Here is a 15,007-nt window from a genome sequence, read left to right as displayed (position 1 = left end):
ACAACTGCCAATCAACGCGGTTAGCCAAAATATAAAGAGGGTGTTTGTGACTCAAGGTATCTTCTAAAGTGAAGAAGAAACTGGATTGATTTGTGATCTTTTTCTTCGCTAGCATAGGGTTGAGTTTGCAAGGTTTCTACACTAAATATACGGAATCTGGTAAATAAAAACAATAGAATATATAATTAAATATCTGAATTTCAGTATAATACACTATTTTTAAAGGCTGACAAAATAATAACCATGAAATTCAGATATGCTAGAATACTCGTAATCTTGCTGAAATAACAACATTCTACAAATAGATAGGGGGATTACAAAAATTAGGAGGATTTGAAAACCATCGTGGTTACGATGGAGTTTTTCTAGGATTGGAAAATGAGAATTGGCATTTGGAATTTACGGTTTCTTCGGAGATGCCACAGTCCAACTTTGATGAAGATGATGCGTTAGTATTTTATTTACCCTCCAACGAAGAATTAGAACTAAAAAGACTTTTCCTATAGCAAAATAACATTGAATTACTGCAACCTAAAAACATATACTGGGCGGAGAACGGATTAATGATTCTTGACCCCCATGGCTATAGAGTTATATTCTCGGTAACCACTATATAATCTAAAAAACAGAGTGCTTAATGCACTCTGTTTTTTAGTATCACTTTATTATCCAATCCTTTCGTCAGATCAATAAGGTATCCATTCATGATGGCATATTTTAAATCACCATTGGCATTTCCAATATAAAAATTAGCTGTTCCGCCAAAGTCTGCTGTGATAGGCAAGTAAAATCTGGACTGTGAGAAAAAATGCAAAGGCAATGTATGCAGCGATGCCTCTGGAGAGGCTCCTACCTGCTTCACCTTTACCGCCATAAAGCCTTGCTTAAGCAAATCAAAAGCCTGGGTAGGAGAAAGCTGCGCCACGCTATCTACCATAACTGTAGCTACTTTTGCTGGAATAAACTGCAAACCATCTTCCGCTATTTCTTCATAACCGAAAGATTCTTTCAAGTCACCCATATCTTCAATTTTACCGCGCACAAAAAAGTCTCTACCCACCGTGGATTCTACTCTACGTATTGCCAGATCCGTAAGGAAAGCTAGTGAATCTCTACCCACCTTAATGTTGCGAATCACAATATCATGCAGCTGAGAAGCGTTGAATGGAATAGCCTCGTACGCCTGCTTATCGAATCGAGTATAACTTCCTTCGGCGATTTGCACTAAAGCATTCAAAATGATAATGAAATTAAGTTTACGGATTTCCTGCTTTTCTGGATCGCCTTTCAAACCCCCAGATTCAATCAATACCGTGCTGGCATCCCAAGACTGAAAATTGTCACCAAAACCGCGAGGCGTGTACGTATCATCATACTTTGCCACAGCATTTGGAATATATTCTTGCAGTATCTCGTTCATTCCTGCCGCAATCTTCATCGCATTTTCGCGTACTGAATTGATCGCTCTTGACTCATTATAAGCGGGAGCTAATAGAGAAATCGATACTGGATTTTTGGTGTCAGGCACATTGTAATAAATATTTTGGTCATGCAGATTGAAACCATACTGTGGCGCGATTTCAGCTGCCCGAGCACGCAACAAAGCTCCTTCTACCGTATGACCAGCCCGCGCATCGCGGTTCATATCTATCCCTTGCGCTGTCCGACGGGTATAGCGTTCTGCTCCATCGGGATTTAGCATCGGGATAAAATGAATATTTAACTTACTACGGAGCAACTGTCTAATCTCCTCATAATCATCATTCGCACCATTTAGAAAATTAAACAAATCAAATAATGCCATGGTGGCGGTAGGCTCGTCCCCATGCATCTGGGACCAAAGCATTACTTTCTTCTCTCCTTCCCCATACTGCACCTCATATATGGCTCTCCCTTCAAAAGATTTACCTATTTGAGAGATGTTTAATTTTCCTTTTTCGCTATGTGTACGCAGTAATGAATCAATATCTTTATGCTTAAAGCGTCTATGCTTTAAAGCGGATTCCTTGTATTTAGAATATATATTATTAAATGTCGTTGTATTTATTTCCATAAAACTAGAATTTATTCCTTCTGCTTTATTCATGCGGCTGCATGAAAAGAATAGTGTCATAATGAAATAAAGGAATATTATTTTTTTCATAGCAATGATTTTTCAAGGTATTCAATCACACCCGTGGAAGCATTCATGCGCGCGCGCACACCGACTGGCATCAGAAATTGATCCGAAATATGACCTATCATAGCACCGCTAAATGCCGGAATTCCCAAAGGTTTGATATAATCATTCAACATTTGTTCCAAAGTCAATGAGCCATACCCTCCCGAAGGACCGCAATTGGTACATTTACCGAAAATAAAACCCTTTATTTGAGATAATATACCTGCATTCCTCAATTGACAAAACATACGGTCCAATCGATCTGACTTCTCATCGATCTCTTCTAAGAATAAAATTGCATCTTGAAACGATGGTAAATAGGGTGTACCGCACAAGCCGGACACTAAGGTGAGATTGCCACCGATAATGGTCCCTTCTGCTATCCCTGGTGTTATCGTCTGAATTCTATCTTTATATTGAATAATCTGACTATCTGATTTTTTCGGATTTTCGTATACAGCGAGTTTATTTTCTATGAATTGTTCTTTGAACAATCTGGCTACATAATCGCTCCACGTACTGCTTCCCACGACACCATGAAAGGAAACTAACCCTACCTTGGCATAAAATGCCAATATCAATGCTGTGATATCACTGTAACCTAATAGGACTTTAGGATTTCGTCGGATCAGCTCGTAATCGATTTGCGGAAGAAGTCTAGAGGCTCCGTTGCCGCCGCGAACACATAAAATCCCATGTACCTCCTTGTCCGCAAACATACTGTGGAGATCATGAAGACGCTCTTGGTCCGTGCCAGCCAAATTTCCATAGCGCGCACGGATATATTTTCCCTCTTTCACACGAAAGCCAAAATGCGCTAAGACTTCCTTCGTCATCGTAATCGACTCCTCCTCAGACAGTGCGCCTGCAGGGGTGATAATTCCTATCGTATTTCCGGGTTTGAGTACCCTTGCTTTTAACAAGGATTGTACAGAGCCTGCTATTTCGCTGTGTGCACTTACGGAATTGTCCGCTATTGCCAATGCTCCAATGCTTAATCCTAATGATTTTAAAAAAGTTCTTTTATCCATTATCTGTTGAATAATAATCGGTGTCCCGAACCTACTTCAATAATTTGTCCTTTGGAATAGGCCAAATTCCCCGATACGATCGTGTGTTCGATAGTAGATTGGAAAGTATGATCCTCAAAAGGTGACCAACCGCATTTTGATAAGATATTGTGACGGTTGACCCGATAAGGTGTATTCAAATCGACCAATACCAAATCTGCCCAATATCCTTCACGGATAAATCCGCGTTGTTCTATTTGGAAACACAGAGCCGTGTTATGTGCTGTCTTTTGGACGAGTTGTTCTAATGTCAATTTACCTTGCTGTACCATATCCAACAGAGCCAATAAGGCATGTTGCACCAACGGTCCGCCTGAGGGAGCTTGCAAGTAAGGCTGTTCTTTTTCCTCGATGGTATGCGGCGCATGATCCGTAGCGATTACATCAATACGACCATCCAATACCGCTTGCAATATTTTGGAGCGATCGGAGGATGTTTTCACCGCAGGATTCCACTTGATATAGTTTCCTTTGCGGGCATAATCTTGATCAGAAAACCATAAGTGATGCACACAAGCCTCAGCCGTAATTTTCTTTTGTTCCAACGGAAGTGAATTATCAAACAGAAAAGTTTCCTTTCCTGTCGATATATGTAAAATATGAAGACGTGTATTATTCTTTTTGGCTAATTCTACGGCCTTTGATGAAGACAAATAGCAGGCTTCAGCCGAGCGGATCAGGGGATGCATATCGATGCTGATATTATCGCCATACTTCTCTTTGTAAGCCGCGAGATTAGCTTTGATAGTGGCTTCATCTTCACAATGTGTAGCTACTAATGTAGGTGCATTTTTGAAGATATTCTCAAGTGCTGTTTCATTATCCACCAACATATTGCCCGTAGAAGAACCCATAAACACCTTAATACCGCATACATCACGTGGATTTGTTTTGAGAACTTCATCCAAGTTATCATTCGCAGCTCCCATAAAAAATGAATAATTGGCCAAAGAAGAATCTTGACCTATATCGTATTTATCCTGAAGCAATTTTTGAGTCAGCGTATTGGGAACGGTGTTGGGCATTTCCATAAAAGAAGTCGTTCCTCCGGCAACCGCAGCACGACTTTCGGTATAGATATTGGCTTTGTAAGTGAGTCCTGGCTCCCGAAAATGCACTTGATCATCAATTATTCCGGGCAGTAAGTGCAAACCTTCCGCATTAATCTCTTGATCGGCTTGAATGTCAAGTTGTGGAGCCAGTTTCTCTATCCTTCCGTTTTTGATGTATACATCCAAAACTTTAGTAGTTCCTTCATTTACAACTTGTGCATTTTTTATAAGTAGTGTTGACATTCTGTTTTATTGATAAGTAATGAGTAATATACTTACAAACTTAACAAATACCTAAATATTATCAGACTAAATCCGAGTCTGATTGGCAATAAAAAAAGGCGAAACCAACGTTTCGCCTTTCATTTGTTTAGGCAAAGGCTTTATCTCCTTTTTTGTAAGGATATTCACCATCGTATCTGCCTGGCACCTTTACATATCTTAGCGCTTTAGTTAAGCCTAGTTCGGAATTGAAGTAACCCGTAAGAGTAAGTTCTTTGAACATCGAGAACCAATGTTTTGGATCTAATTCTAAGTCCTTATATAGTTCATTTTGTTTCACTGAGTTTTTCTCTACGTAATCTTTCTCACGCTCATTTTTCTTCGTGTTGTATTCCGAAGCTTCTTTGTCCAGAACTTCTGCTACTGCTGTTCTCTCTTCGATGCTCAATTCAGCAAAGGCTTTACCTTTTACTTCTTGACATTTTTTATCTAAAGTTTCGAAACCTTCCATAAATGCTTTTTGCTCTTTCTCCGTGTAGCAATCTCTTACCATCACAGGAATAAAGCTTCCCACACCTGCTTCCTTAGCGCCAGGTGTAGAAGTAGGTGGCAATATTGCATCTGCTAAATCGCCTAATCTATCAATCATTTTATCTTCGAACAATACCGCTACTTCTTTGGTAGCCGGACGAGTACAACCTTCTAAAAATAAATTGGCCCCTACTATGGATCCTCCTAGGATCATAGCTACTCGTTGTAACGCTTCTCTTCTATTCATCTCTAAGTCTATTAAAATGTATAGTTAACTTCCCAACCCGGACGATAAGTACGTTTTACATATTGATTCACTTCATCAAAGTTTGTAACTCGCATATTGTCATTATCCCAAATTAATTTTTTACTGCGGCCAGGGAATTTGCCATCAACGCGCAAATCAACACCTCTGATCGCTAAATTAGCCATCAATAAGGCTTCTGTCAATGGTCCTGCAATCTCAAACGGAGACGACATTTCCATGTTGCCATATCCCGCAAGACAGCCTTCCACCCATTGTGCCCAGTGTCCGTTAGCTCCTTTAGGTACGCGTGCGTATTTTTCTTTTACCGTACGGTATGTTTTATTAGTCGGCAATAATCTTGGATTTGCAGCATATGTGTCCGCCAAAATTTTACCTTTTTTACCTATTAATAAGATACCATTACCACCGTCACCAAAGATTTCATTTGGTTCTAATTCATCTGGTCTAGGAGGTTGAATACCACCATCCATCCAGTGTACTTTCACATCACCTTTAGTTTTAGCGGTTTTCGGGAAAGTCATTGTCACCGAACTTGACGGAGGACATGATTCAGGGAAATATCCACGTTTGAACTCATCCACATATACCGAACCTACACTTGCCTGTACGTCTTTAACGTATTGCAATCCATAGATACTGAAAGGAGCTTCCAAATTGTGACAACCCATATCGCCTAATGCACCTGTACCATAAGGCCACCATCCGCGCCAGTTGAAAGGAACAAGTTTATCGAAATATTCAGTGTATGGCGCAGTACCTAACCATTTGTCCCAATCCAAGGTTGAGGGAGCTTTAGCTTTAACTGCTGGCCATTGAATACCTTGAGGCCATACAGGTCTGTCTGTCCAAGCATAGATTTCGACAAGATCACCAATCAGACCTGCATCCACCCATTCGCGCATCTGACGCACACCGTCGCCCGAAGCACCTTGGTTACCCATTTGTGTTACTACTTTATATCTTTTTGCAGCATGTGTCAAAGCACGTGCTTCCCATACGTCGTGTGCTAATGGTTTTTGTACATACACGTGTTTACCCAATTCCATAGCAGCTAGCGCTTGTATAGCGTGGTTGTGATCCGGTGTAGATACGGATACTCCATCGATATTTTTGTGTTCTTTGTCCAGCATCTCACGGAAGTCGGTATAGAATTTCGCTTTCGGGAATTTCTGTACGCTACCTTTGGCTCTTGCTGTATCCACATCACATAAGAAAGCTATATTAGCTTTACCACTACCGTGAATATTATTTACATCCGAACCGCCCATACCACCTACACCAATAGAGGCAACTTGTAGCATGTCACTTGGAGCTCTGAATCCTGTACCACCTAATACATGTCGAGGTACTATAGTAATGCCTGCTGCACCGATTGCAGCAGTTTTGATAAAATCTCTTCTACTTTTGTTTTCCATTATAGTCTATTTCAATTCTATAAATTACCTTTTTTCAACTCGTTTACAGCAAAATCCACGGCTCTCGCTGTTAATGCCATATAGGTCAATGAAGGATTGACACATCCACCAGAAGTCATGGCCGCACCATCAGTAACGAATACATTCTTCGCATCCCATACTTGGTTGTTCCCATTCAATACCGATGATTTTGGATCACGGCCCATACGAGCAGTTCCCATCTCATGTATCCCTTGACCGAAACCATATACATTGTCATATACGTAGGTATCCTTCACACCCAGACTGTCAAGCATTTCCTTCATTTCATATTGCATATCCTGACGCATTTTAATCTCATTTTCTTTGATTTCAGCGTGGAAAGCCAATACTGGAAGTCCCCATTTATCTTTTTTATCTTTATCCAGTTTGATATAGTTGTCATGATAAGGAAGGATCTCGCCGAAAGCTCCAAAACCTACAGTCCAATCACCTGGTTCGCAGATCGCATCCTTAAATGCACCGCCTACATATTTCTCTTCTTCTGAACTCCATGCTCTACCACGACCTGCACTACCTTGGTAACCAAATCCACGCACGTAATCGCGTTTTTTACTATCACCATCGATATTCACAAATCTTGGTACATACAGACCATTCGCGCGACGACCATAGATGGTTTTATCCAGATAACCTTCTACGCGACCACCCGCACCACAACGGAAGTGGTGATCCATCAGGTTGTGGCCTAATTCGCCACTGCTACTGCCCAATCCACCTTCCCACACGTCTGTTGCAGAATTCATCAAAACCCAAGCAGAATTCAGTGCAGAAGCACATACGAATACCACTTTCGCATAGAATTCATACGTTTGGTTTGTTTCCGCATCAATAATTTCTACGCCTTTTGCCTTTTGAGTATCTTTATCATACAGAATACGCGTTACAATAGAAAATGGTCTCAACGTCAACTTACCCGTCTTCATAGCTGCAGGAAGCGTAGCTGATTGCGTACTGAAATATGCACCGAAGTTACAGCCTTCCCAACATCTATTTTGATATTGACAATTTGCTCTACCATTATGAGGCACCGTAATATTGGCTGTTCTACCCATAATGAAATAGCGCTTGCCTTCGTACATATTGCGTAAGCGTGCTGCTAAATCTTTTTCCACAATGTTCATCGGCATAGCAGGCATATAATCCCCATCCGGTAAACTTGGAACACCGTCTCTATTTCCTGATATACCCGCAAATTTCTCTGCATAGCTATACCAAGGTGCGATATCCTTATAGCGGATAGGCCAATCTACACCATGACCATCACGTTGATTCGCTTCGAAGTCTAAATCACCTAAGCGGTAAGACTGACGTCCCCACATCAATGATCTTCCTCCCACATGATAACCTCTATACCAGTCAAATCTTTTCAACTCACTATATGGGCTTTCTTTCTCATTCACCCAAAAACTGAGGTTCTTTTCGTTCAATGGATAATCACGCTTTAGAACGGGATAATCTTGGATCATCTCTTGTGTACGTCCTCCTGCATGCGGAAAATCCCAAGGGTCTTTCGTTGCTGATGTATAATCTTTAATATGTTCTACATTACGGCCACGCTCTAACATAATTGTTTTCAGACCCTTTTCTGTTAGTTCTTTAGCCGCCCATCCGCCACTAATTCCTGACCCAATTACTATTGCATCATAAGTATTATTCTCTACCATTAGTATTTAAGCTTATATTGTTTAAAAAAAATCTATTCTACATTACTGACTTTCTCATTTTTGAAGAAAATCATAAATAACAACATCACTACACCCGCAATAATCGCTGGTACTATCCACAGCTGATTCCAGAATTGCGCAATGCTTTCTCCCTTAATATCTGCGTACATATCACTTACGTAACCCGCTACCCAAAATCCAATGAGCTGGCCTACACCATACGTAGCTAAAGTGATAAGTCCTTGTGCAGCACTTTTATTTTGCACTCCTGCTTTTGAATCGGTATAAATCTGTCCTGACACAAAGAAAAAGTCATAACAAATACCGTGTAGAGCAATACCGAACAACAACATAAATGTCATTTCTCCAGCATCTCCAAAAGCAAATAGTAAGTAGCGCAATGCCCAACAAAACATTCCCAATAGGATCGTATTTTTGAAACCAAAACGTGTAAAAAACACAGGCAACAACAATAAACATAAAGCTTCTGAAATCTGACCTATAGTCATCTTACCTGTTGAATTCTCCATGCCTACTTCTGTCAAAAACTGATTTGCATATTGGTAATAGAATGCCAATGGAATACAGATTAATACAGAGGAAACTACGAATACTAAGAAATTACGGTCTTTAAGCAAAGAGATCGCATCCAATCCAAGCATCTGCGAAATGGTTTTCTTTTCATTTGTATTTACTGTCACCGGAGGAGTCTTTGGAAGTGCAAAACTAAATACACCCAGTACCAAAGAAGCTATTGATGCCACTAGAAAAGTATTTCTTAACATTCCTTGGCCAATAGCAGCCTCTGAATCCCATTTGAAAACATAACTAATAGATAATCCCGCTACGATCCAGCCGATCGTTCCAAAGATCCGAATCAGCGAAAATTCCTTTTCCGGGTTTTTCATTTGGCGGAATGAAACTGAATTCACCAAAGAAAGTGTCGGCATAAATAAAATCATATAACCCAATACATAGGGATAGAACGAATCAATAGAATCGCTTTGATACAATTGATACATTAAAAAAGCGCCCACAAGGTGTAAAACACCTAAAATACGCTCCGCATTAAAGTATCTATCCGCAATCATTCCTATAATAAATGGTGCTATGATAGCGCCCCACGACTGCGTAGAAAACACACTCGCCGTTTGTAGTCCTGTTGCATTCAAGGTACTTAAGTATGTGCCCAGTGTAACGAACCATGCCCCCCAAATAAAAAATTCGAGGAACATCATGAATGATAATTTAGTTTTAAGAATTGAGTTCATATGTTTATAAGTGAGTAATCTCTATTAAAATTTATCGGCTTCTCTATACGCCGCAACCAAAATATCTTCTCCTTCTTTTCCTGATTTGGACATACCGTGCTCCATGCCAATGATTCCTTTATACCCTTTATTATAAAGCCACTTGAACACATTGCGGTAATTGATCTCTCCCGTGTACGGCTCTCTACGTCCTGGATTGTCACCCACCTGAATATAAGCAATCTCTGACCAACATTGATTCATCAAATTGATTAGGTTACCTTCGTTTTTTTGCTGATGATAAGCATCATACAAAATTTTGCATGAAGGACTATCTACAGCTTTACAAATTTCATAAGTTTGATCCGTGTATCTCAAAAACAAATTTGGAGTATCACTTAATGGTTCTAAGACCATTGTAATACCGTGCGGTTCGAATATTTCAGTACCTTTTTTGAGGGCTTCGATGACATTGGCTGTCTGCACGCCCAAGGGTAATTCACGCTGGTAATCTCCAGGCACGACGGTAACCCATTTGGCATTGACGCGTTTAGCGACTTCCACAGATTCGCGGCAGCCTTTCAAAAATATATCGATATGCTCCTGCTTATTTGCTGCAAGCGTATTTTGCCCGTTGCCACCTTTTGGCACGACAAATACGCCCATACGCATACCTAGTTTTGCTAATAATTCTCCTACTTTTTTTTGCTCTTCTACCGGACGCCCTGTCATTCCATTGTCTTCGATACTGCGAAAACCAAGGTCATACATATATTGAATTTCATCCAAGAAGTTTTTGCCAGCGCTTGCTGCAAACATGCCTTGGTGAGGGGCGTAATCTAGTTTAAATGGGGATGATTTCATGGGCTCAGGCAAGTCTGACGTGGATTCTGCCGAAAGGTTACTTGACAATAAAGTACCCGAAAGCAACAAGCCAGAGTTTTTTAGAAAATCAGATCTTCTCATAAATGTTCGTTAGGTTTACGATTGTATGTTATAAATATAATTATTAAAACCTGAGCTTTGCAATTCTTTTAACGTATTATTTTCAGAATATATTATATATGCTTCCACTTGTGGTAATTTCTCCACGAATGACAAAGCCTCCTGAGGATTTAAATACATTAAATAATTATCTAGAGCATCGGCTTCCATAGCTGTTCTTGCTATTACAGTGACTGAAAGCACATTATTCAACACAGGATCCCCTTTGAAAGGGTCCATATGATGGGAATAATGTTGACCATTCACTGTACGGTATTTCTCATAACTTCCTGATGTAGTGATCGCCATATCTTTCAACATTACCTTATAATTCAAGGCTTGATCTCCAGGCGGCCGCTGTATCTCTATTTTATAAGCTGAATTATCACTTTTTAATCCCTTTGCATATATCTCGCCCCCTACTTCTACCAGAAAAGACTGTAATCCCGACCGGGTTAAATAATCGGCGACAACATCCACGGTATAACCTTGAGCAATCCCGTTTAGATCTATGCTTACATGGGACTGCTGCTTGGTAAGGACTTTTCCATTTAGATGGATTTTATCAATTCCAATAAGTTTTTTTACACTGTCAATTTGATGATCCAAAGGCAGTTTTCCAAATCCCTGGGGTCCAAATCCCCACAGCTGAAGCAACGGATATAAGGTAATATCAAAATATCCCTGCGTCAATTTGTTGTAGTGAAAACTCGCTTCTACCACACGTAACATATGAGCGTCCAACTCCATGGATAGTACTGTAGGTTTATTAAACGTATTAATCGCCGAATGTGCTTTATACAGCGACATAGACTGATCAATTACGTTAAAAATGCTATCAATAGATTGTTGTTTGATTAGCTCACGTTCGGAATAGTACTTTATCGAATAAGTGGTCCCTTGTGCTACACCAGAAATGCCATAAACCTGCATGTCACGACTAGCTGCTCCTAAAGAACTAACCGCCGCAAGAATGAAGAATATGGCACTAATGTATTTCAAAAAACTATATATAAAGACCTGTATTAATTCCTGGTACGGCTACGGTATACAAACCTGATGCATCTGGCAGCACTTTTGGATTCGCATCCCAATTCAGTTGTGCAGGCATCAAATCCACCTCCGATTTTAAGGCATCTTCCCATTTAATAACTTTTCCAGTATAACAAGCTAAACGCCCGATAACACCCGCTAAGGAGCTATAAGCACCATACTCTGCATTATTAAATTTGTATTCCCCTTTTGCGATTGCTTCGAACAATTCAACATGCTCCTGGCGATAAGGATTTGGATTTCCTTTAGGGTCATGATTATAGATTTCATTTCCTTTAGCATCCCAAAGAATAGCTCTTCCTCCGGCAGAAAGGTATATTCTACCTTTGGTACCTTGGAATGTTTCATCTACGCGATTGTGCGACCCTTCAAAGTGACAGCATTGGCTACTCACCACTGACCCATCATCATAGGTCATTTCGATTGAGAAATTATCATATATCTCACCATAATCTTTACCTACACGGTGCGCTCGCGAGCCCACACCTTGAATAGATACAGGATACTTGCCTTTAATCCAGTTGGCTACATCGATATTGTGCACATGCTGTTCTACAATATGATCGCCACACAACCAGTTGAAATAATACCAGTTTCGCATTTGATATTCCATCTCCGTTTGTCCCGGAGTACGAGGACGTACCCATACGCCACCGCTATTCCAATATACTTGACCTGCTACGATATCGCCGATAGCACCTTCATGGATGCGCTGTATACCTTCTCTATAATTTTGTTGAAAGCGGCGTTGCAAGCCAACTACGACATTTAGCTTTTTTTGCTCTGCAATTTTCGCTGCTGCTAATACTCTACGCACACCAGGTGCATCGACCGCAACAGATTTTTCCATAAAGATGTGTTTGCCTTGTCGCACAGCTTCTTCAAAATGCTGAGGTCTGAATCCCGGAGGAGTCACCAACAATACCACATCTGCATCTTTGATGGCTTGCTTATATGCATCGAAACCCACATATTTGCGAGATTCAGGAATATCCATTTTGTCCGCATGGCGCTTAGACAAATTGTTGTACGCTGCATCTAGGTTATCACGAAATACATCCGCCAAGGCTACTAATTTGACATTCTGCCCAGAACTTAGCGCATCTACAGCTGCACCTGTACCTCGACCTCCACAGCCTATTAAGGCAACCTTAATAACATCTGATCCTGCCGCAAAAACGGATGATATCGAAGAAGCATTTAATGCTATGCCTCCAGACACTACTGCAGTGCTTTTTATAAAATCTCTTCTTTTTAAAATCTCCATGCTTATATTGGTTAAGTTGATATTCAGTTTTTAAAAATCCTCGATGGGAGCTTGGTTATAATAGGCTAATATTTCTGCTTCCGATGGTGACACAAGTGGTCTCACCACACGCAGTCCAACAAAGGGTGCCTCTGGAAACCACCAATTCGACTTCGGCATTTGAGGATCAAGCTGTTTCCATATCGGATCTGAAGCGCCACGTGCTGCCGACCGCAAGTCAAAATCCGTACTTACGAATGATCCTCCACGCACCACGTGGGGATATAATTCTGTAGGCTTTGCCACTGGATTCTGTACTTTTTTACCCGCAAATTGGGCATAGTAATCCTCATGGTATTGGTCATAAGTCCATTCGGCCACATTCCCCAAAATATCGTATAATCCAAAGGCATTAGGTTTCTTTTGGCCTACTGGATGTGTTTTCTCTTCACTATTGTCAGCGTACCATGCATATTCAGCTAATTTTTGAGGATCATTACCGAAGAAGTAAGCATCTTGCGATCCTGCTCGGCAAGCATATTCCCATTCCGCTTCTGTAGGAAGACGGTAAAATACACCGGTACGTACATACAACCATTTACAGAATTGGATGGCATTGTAATGAGTCATAGCAAGCGCAGGATAACCTTCTTTTCCAAAACCAAACGTCATATCCAAGTACGGCTTGGTGGGGCGCGTAACCGCATCGACCTCTACCGGAACTTTACCCTCATTTTGTTTAGACTGTTCGTAATCTTTGTACAAAAAGGACTGGAATAAGTCCCAAGTAATTTCGTGTGTTCCCATCCAAAAAGCATCGACACTAACCTCGTGTGCTGGCTTTTCGTCTTTGCGAATGGAGTTATCGTCACCCATTATGAAGCTTCCTGTTGGGATAGCTTCCATAGAAAAAGATAGTGAAGTACCCGCTATTTCTTGTACATAGCGTGAATGATTAGGATTAATTGTTTGTTGCGCAGCTAAGGTTCCAAATGTCCCTACAAAAAATAGGGAACAAAATAATTTGTTCATCACAATTGTTAATGGTTATCTATTAATATCAAAGATAATAAGTTCTAAGATAAAGCTATTAATAATTAATTAACCAAAAACCGGAGTAACATTTAGATTACAAAAGTGTATTTATAACACTATACCACACAAAGGATAAAACTAGACCAACCACAATGCTAATACCTATTAGCGTATTTGCAAATTTCACATTTAATGAAAACTTCTCTATCACGATACTGGATGCCACCAAACATGGCATAGTCATCTCAAAAACTGAAACACGGAAAAAATTTCCCGACAGATTTAAAAAGTAATAGAGGCCTATCGCCACAAGGGGAATAATCAGCAATTTGACTATTAGACCCGCATAAAGCGCATTAAGCTCATGCGTAATACGTTTGAAATCCAATTGGATACCGATAGAAAATAAAGCCATCGGACTTACTGTCGCAGCAAATGAACTAAAAAGTGTATTCCATTCTTCGTGCACGAGGTATTTTCCCAACAGTAACGCAAGGATACAAGCAATAAAAGGAGGAAAAGTGAAGATCCGACGAAATATATAAAGACTTTTCTCCTTGGTATTGGCAAATATATTTCGCGAGCTGGTGGCCAGCAATACGCCAAACAAAGAAAGTGTAAAAAAAGTAACCTGATCACTAACGATTGCTACTTTGAGGTATTCTTCGCCATAATAGGTACTTACTAGAGGAAACCCAATAAAAGAAGTATTGGACAGTCCAGACACAATTATCAAGGTATAGAGCGTACGCTTCGAAAAATGCATCCATCTATTCAACAGCTGAAAGAACAAATACGAAGTTCCAAAGCAAACAAAAGGTAAAATTGCCGTGTATATATATTCAAACGTCCAATCGATTTGAGGAATAAATTTCAAAGCAATCGAGGGCAAACCTACATATATAATCCACGTATTAATAGCCAAGTGCCCACCTTTCTTTATTATTTTAAAATATCGAAAAATATAACCAAAGGCTAAACACAAAAAGATTACAAGAAAATTTGACATCCGCT

Annotated in this window: 14 protein-coding genes; 2 read left to right on the top strand and 12 right to left on the bottom strand. The window is 40.2% G+C overall.

Annotation, left to right across the window (positions count from 1 at the left end; all coding sequences use genetic code 11):
• The first annotated feature begins 305 nt into the window (after positions 1-305).
• Together EDC17_RS17435 and EDC17_RS17660 are read left to right on the top strand one after the other, a co-directional pair.
• Entirely contained in the window at positions 306-506 is a 201-nt protein-coding gene (locus EDC17_RS17435) for a hypothetical protein (RefSeq protein WP_394343364.1), read from the top strand.
• 9 nt (positions 507-515) lie between these two features.
• Entirely contained in the window at positions 516-617 is a 102-nt protein-coding gene (locus tag EDC17_RS17660) for a hypothetical protein (protein ID WP_394343363.1), read from the top strand.
• A 17-nt stretch (positions 618-634) separates the two neighbouring features.
• Here EDC17_RS17660 and EDC17_RS13010 read toward each other — a convergent pair whose 3' ends face one another.
• From EDC17_RS13010 to EDC17_RS12955, 12 genes are all read right to left on the bottom strand, one after another.
• Positions 635-2,053, bottom strand: a complete 1,419-nt coding sequence (locus tag EDC17_RS13010; protein WP_165894421.1) for a M14 family zinc carboxypeptidase — start codon at positions 2,051-2,053, stop codon at positions 635-637.
• An 86-nt stretch (positions 2,054-2,139) separates the two neighbouring features.
• Positions 2,140-3,192 (bottom strand): S66 peptidase family protein, encoded by a 1,053-nt coding sequence (locus EDC17_RS13005; RefSeq protein WP_132778493.1) that lies wholly within the window; start codon positions 3,190-3,192, stop codon positions 2,140-2,142.
• Entirely contained in the window at positions 3,192-4,526 is a 1,335-nt protein-coding gene (locus EDC17_RS13000; RefSeq protein WP_132778492.1) for a dihydroorotase, read from the bottom strand. Before EDC17_RS13000 ends, EDC17_RS13005 begins: the two co-directional genes overlap by 1 nt.
• Positions 4,527-4,653: 127 nt before the next feature.
• On the bottom strand, positions 4,654-5,283 hold the full coding sequence (locus EDC17_RS12995) for a gluconate 2-dehydrogenase subunit 3 family protein (RefSeq protein ID WP_132778491.1): 630 nt from the start codon (positions 5,281-5,283) through the stop codon (positions 4,654-4,656).
• Positions 5,284-5,294: 11 nt separating this feature from the next.
• A complete protein-coding gene (locus tag EDC17_RS12990) occupies positions 5,295-6,719 on the bottom strand; it encodes a Gfo/Idh/MocA family protein (RefSeq protein WP_132778490.1) in 1,425 nt (474 codons plus the stop codon).
• A 17-nt stretch (positions 6,720-6,736) separates the two neighbouring features.
• Positions 6,737-8,425: a GMC oxidoreductase gene (locus EDC17_RS12985; protein ID WP_132778489.1), complete on the bottom strand. Its 1,689-nt coding sequence runs from the start codon at positions 8,423-8,425 to the stop codon at positions 6,737-6,739.
• A gap of 32 nt (positions 8,426-8,457) precedes the next feature.
• A complete protein-coding gene (locus EDC17_RS12980) occupies positions 8,458-9,696 on the bottom strand; it encodes a nucleoside permease (RefSeq protein WP_132778488.1) in 1,239 nt (412 codons plus the stop codon).
• A gap of 24 nt (positions 9,697-9,720) precedes the next feature.
• Positions 9,721-10,641: a hydroxypyruvate isomerase family protein gene (locus EDC17_RS12975; RefSeq protein ID WP_132778487.1), complete on the bottom strand. Its 921-nt coding sequence runs from the start codon at positions 10,639-10,641 to the stop codon at positions 9,721-9,723.
• A gap of 15 nt (positions 10,642-10,656) precedes the next feature.
• A complete protein-coding gene (locus EDC17_RS12970; RefSeq protein ID WP_132778486.1) occupies positions 10,657-11,661 on the bottom strand; it encodes an FAD:protein FMN transferase in 1,005 nt (334 codons plus the stop codon).
• A 4-nt stretch (positions 11,662-11,665) separates the two neighbouring features.
• Positions 11,666-12,979, bottom strand: a complete 1,314-nt coding sequence (locus EDC17_RS12965) for a Gfo/Idh/MocA family protein (RefSeq protein WP_132778485.1) — start codon at positions 12,977-12,979, stop codon at positions 11,666-11,668.
• 30 nt (positions 12,980-13,009) lie between these two features.
• Complete coding sequence (locus EDC17_RS12960; RefSeq protein WP_132778484.1) at positions 13,010-13,990, bottom strand: formylglycine-generating enzyme family protein; 981 nt, start codon at positions 13,988-13,990, stop codon at positions 13,010-13,012.
• A gap of 97 nt (positions 13,991-14,087) precedes the next feature.
• Positions 14,088-15,002 carry an AEC family transporter gene (locus tag EDC17_RS12955; protein WP_132778483.1) on the bottom strand — a complete coding sequence of 305 codons (915 nt, stop codon included), beginning with the start codon at positions 15,000-15,002 and terminating at the stop codon, positions 14,088-14,090.
• Positions 15,003-15,007: the final 5 nt, after the last annotated feature.

Origin of the sequence: Sphingobacterium alimentarium (assembly GCF_004342685.1) — a bacterium.
GTDB lineage: Bacteria > Bacteroidota > Bacteroidia > Sphingobacteriales > Sphingobacteriaceae > Sphingobacterium > Sphingobacterium alimentarium.
Note: the sequence above shows the minus strand (reverse complement) of the source record. Positions and strands in the feature narration are given on the sequence as shown.

Excerpts from the sequence above, each read along its gene's own strand:
- EDC17_RS13010 (WP_165894421.1), bottom strand. The coding sequence starts at position 2,053 with ATGGAAATAAATACAACGACATTTAATAATATATATTCTAAATACAAG.
- EDC17_RS13005 (WP_132778493.1), bottom strand. The coding sequence starts at position 3,192 with ATGGATAAAAGAACTTTTTTAAAATCATTAGGATTAAGCATTGGAGCA.
- EDC17_RS13000 (WP_132778492.1), bottom strand. The coding sequence starts at position 4,526 with ATGTCAACACTACTTATAAAAAATGCACAAGTTGTAAATGAAGGAACT.
- EDC17_RS12995 (WP_132778491.1), bottom strand. The coding sequence starts at position 5,283 with ATGAATAGAAGAGAAGCGTTACAACGAGTAGCTATGATCCTAGGAGGA.
- EDC17_RS12990 (WP_132778490.1), bottom strand. The coding sequence starts at position 6,719 with ATGGAAAACAAAAGTAGAAGAGATTTTATCAAAACTGCTGCAATCGGT.
- EDC17_RS12985 (WP_132778489.1), bottom strand. The coding sequence starts at position 8,425 with ATGGTAGAGAATAATACTTATGATGCAATAGTAATTGGGTCAGGAATT.
- EDC17_RS12980 (WP_132778488.1), bottom strand. The coding sequence starts at position 9,696 with ATGAACTCAATTCTTAAAACTAAATTATCATTCATGATGTTCCTCGAA.
- EDC17_RS12975 (WP_132778487.1), bottom strand. The coding sequence starts at position 10,641 with ATGAGAAGATCTGATTTTCTAAAAAACTCTGGCTTGTTGCTTTCGGGT.
- EDC17_RS12965 (WP_132778485.1), bottom strand. The coding sequence starts at position 12,979 with ATGGAGATTTTAAAAAGAAGAGATTTTATAAAAAGCACTGCAGTAGTG.
- EDC17_RS12960 (WP_132778484.1), bottom strand. The coding sequence starts at position 13,990 with ATGAACAAATTATTTTGTTCCCTATTTTTTGTAGGGACATTTGGAACC.
- EDC17_RS12955 (WP_132778483.1), bottom strand. The coding sequence starts at position 15,002 with ATGTCAAATTTTCTTGTAATCTTTTTGTGTTTAGCCTTTGGTTATATT.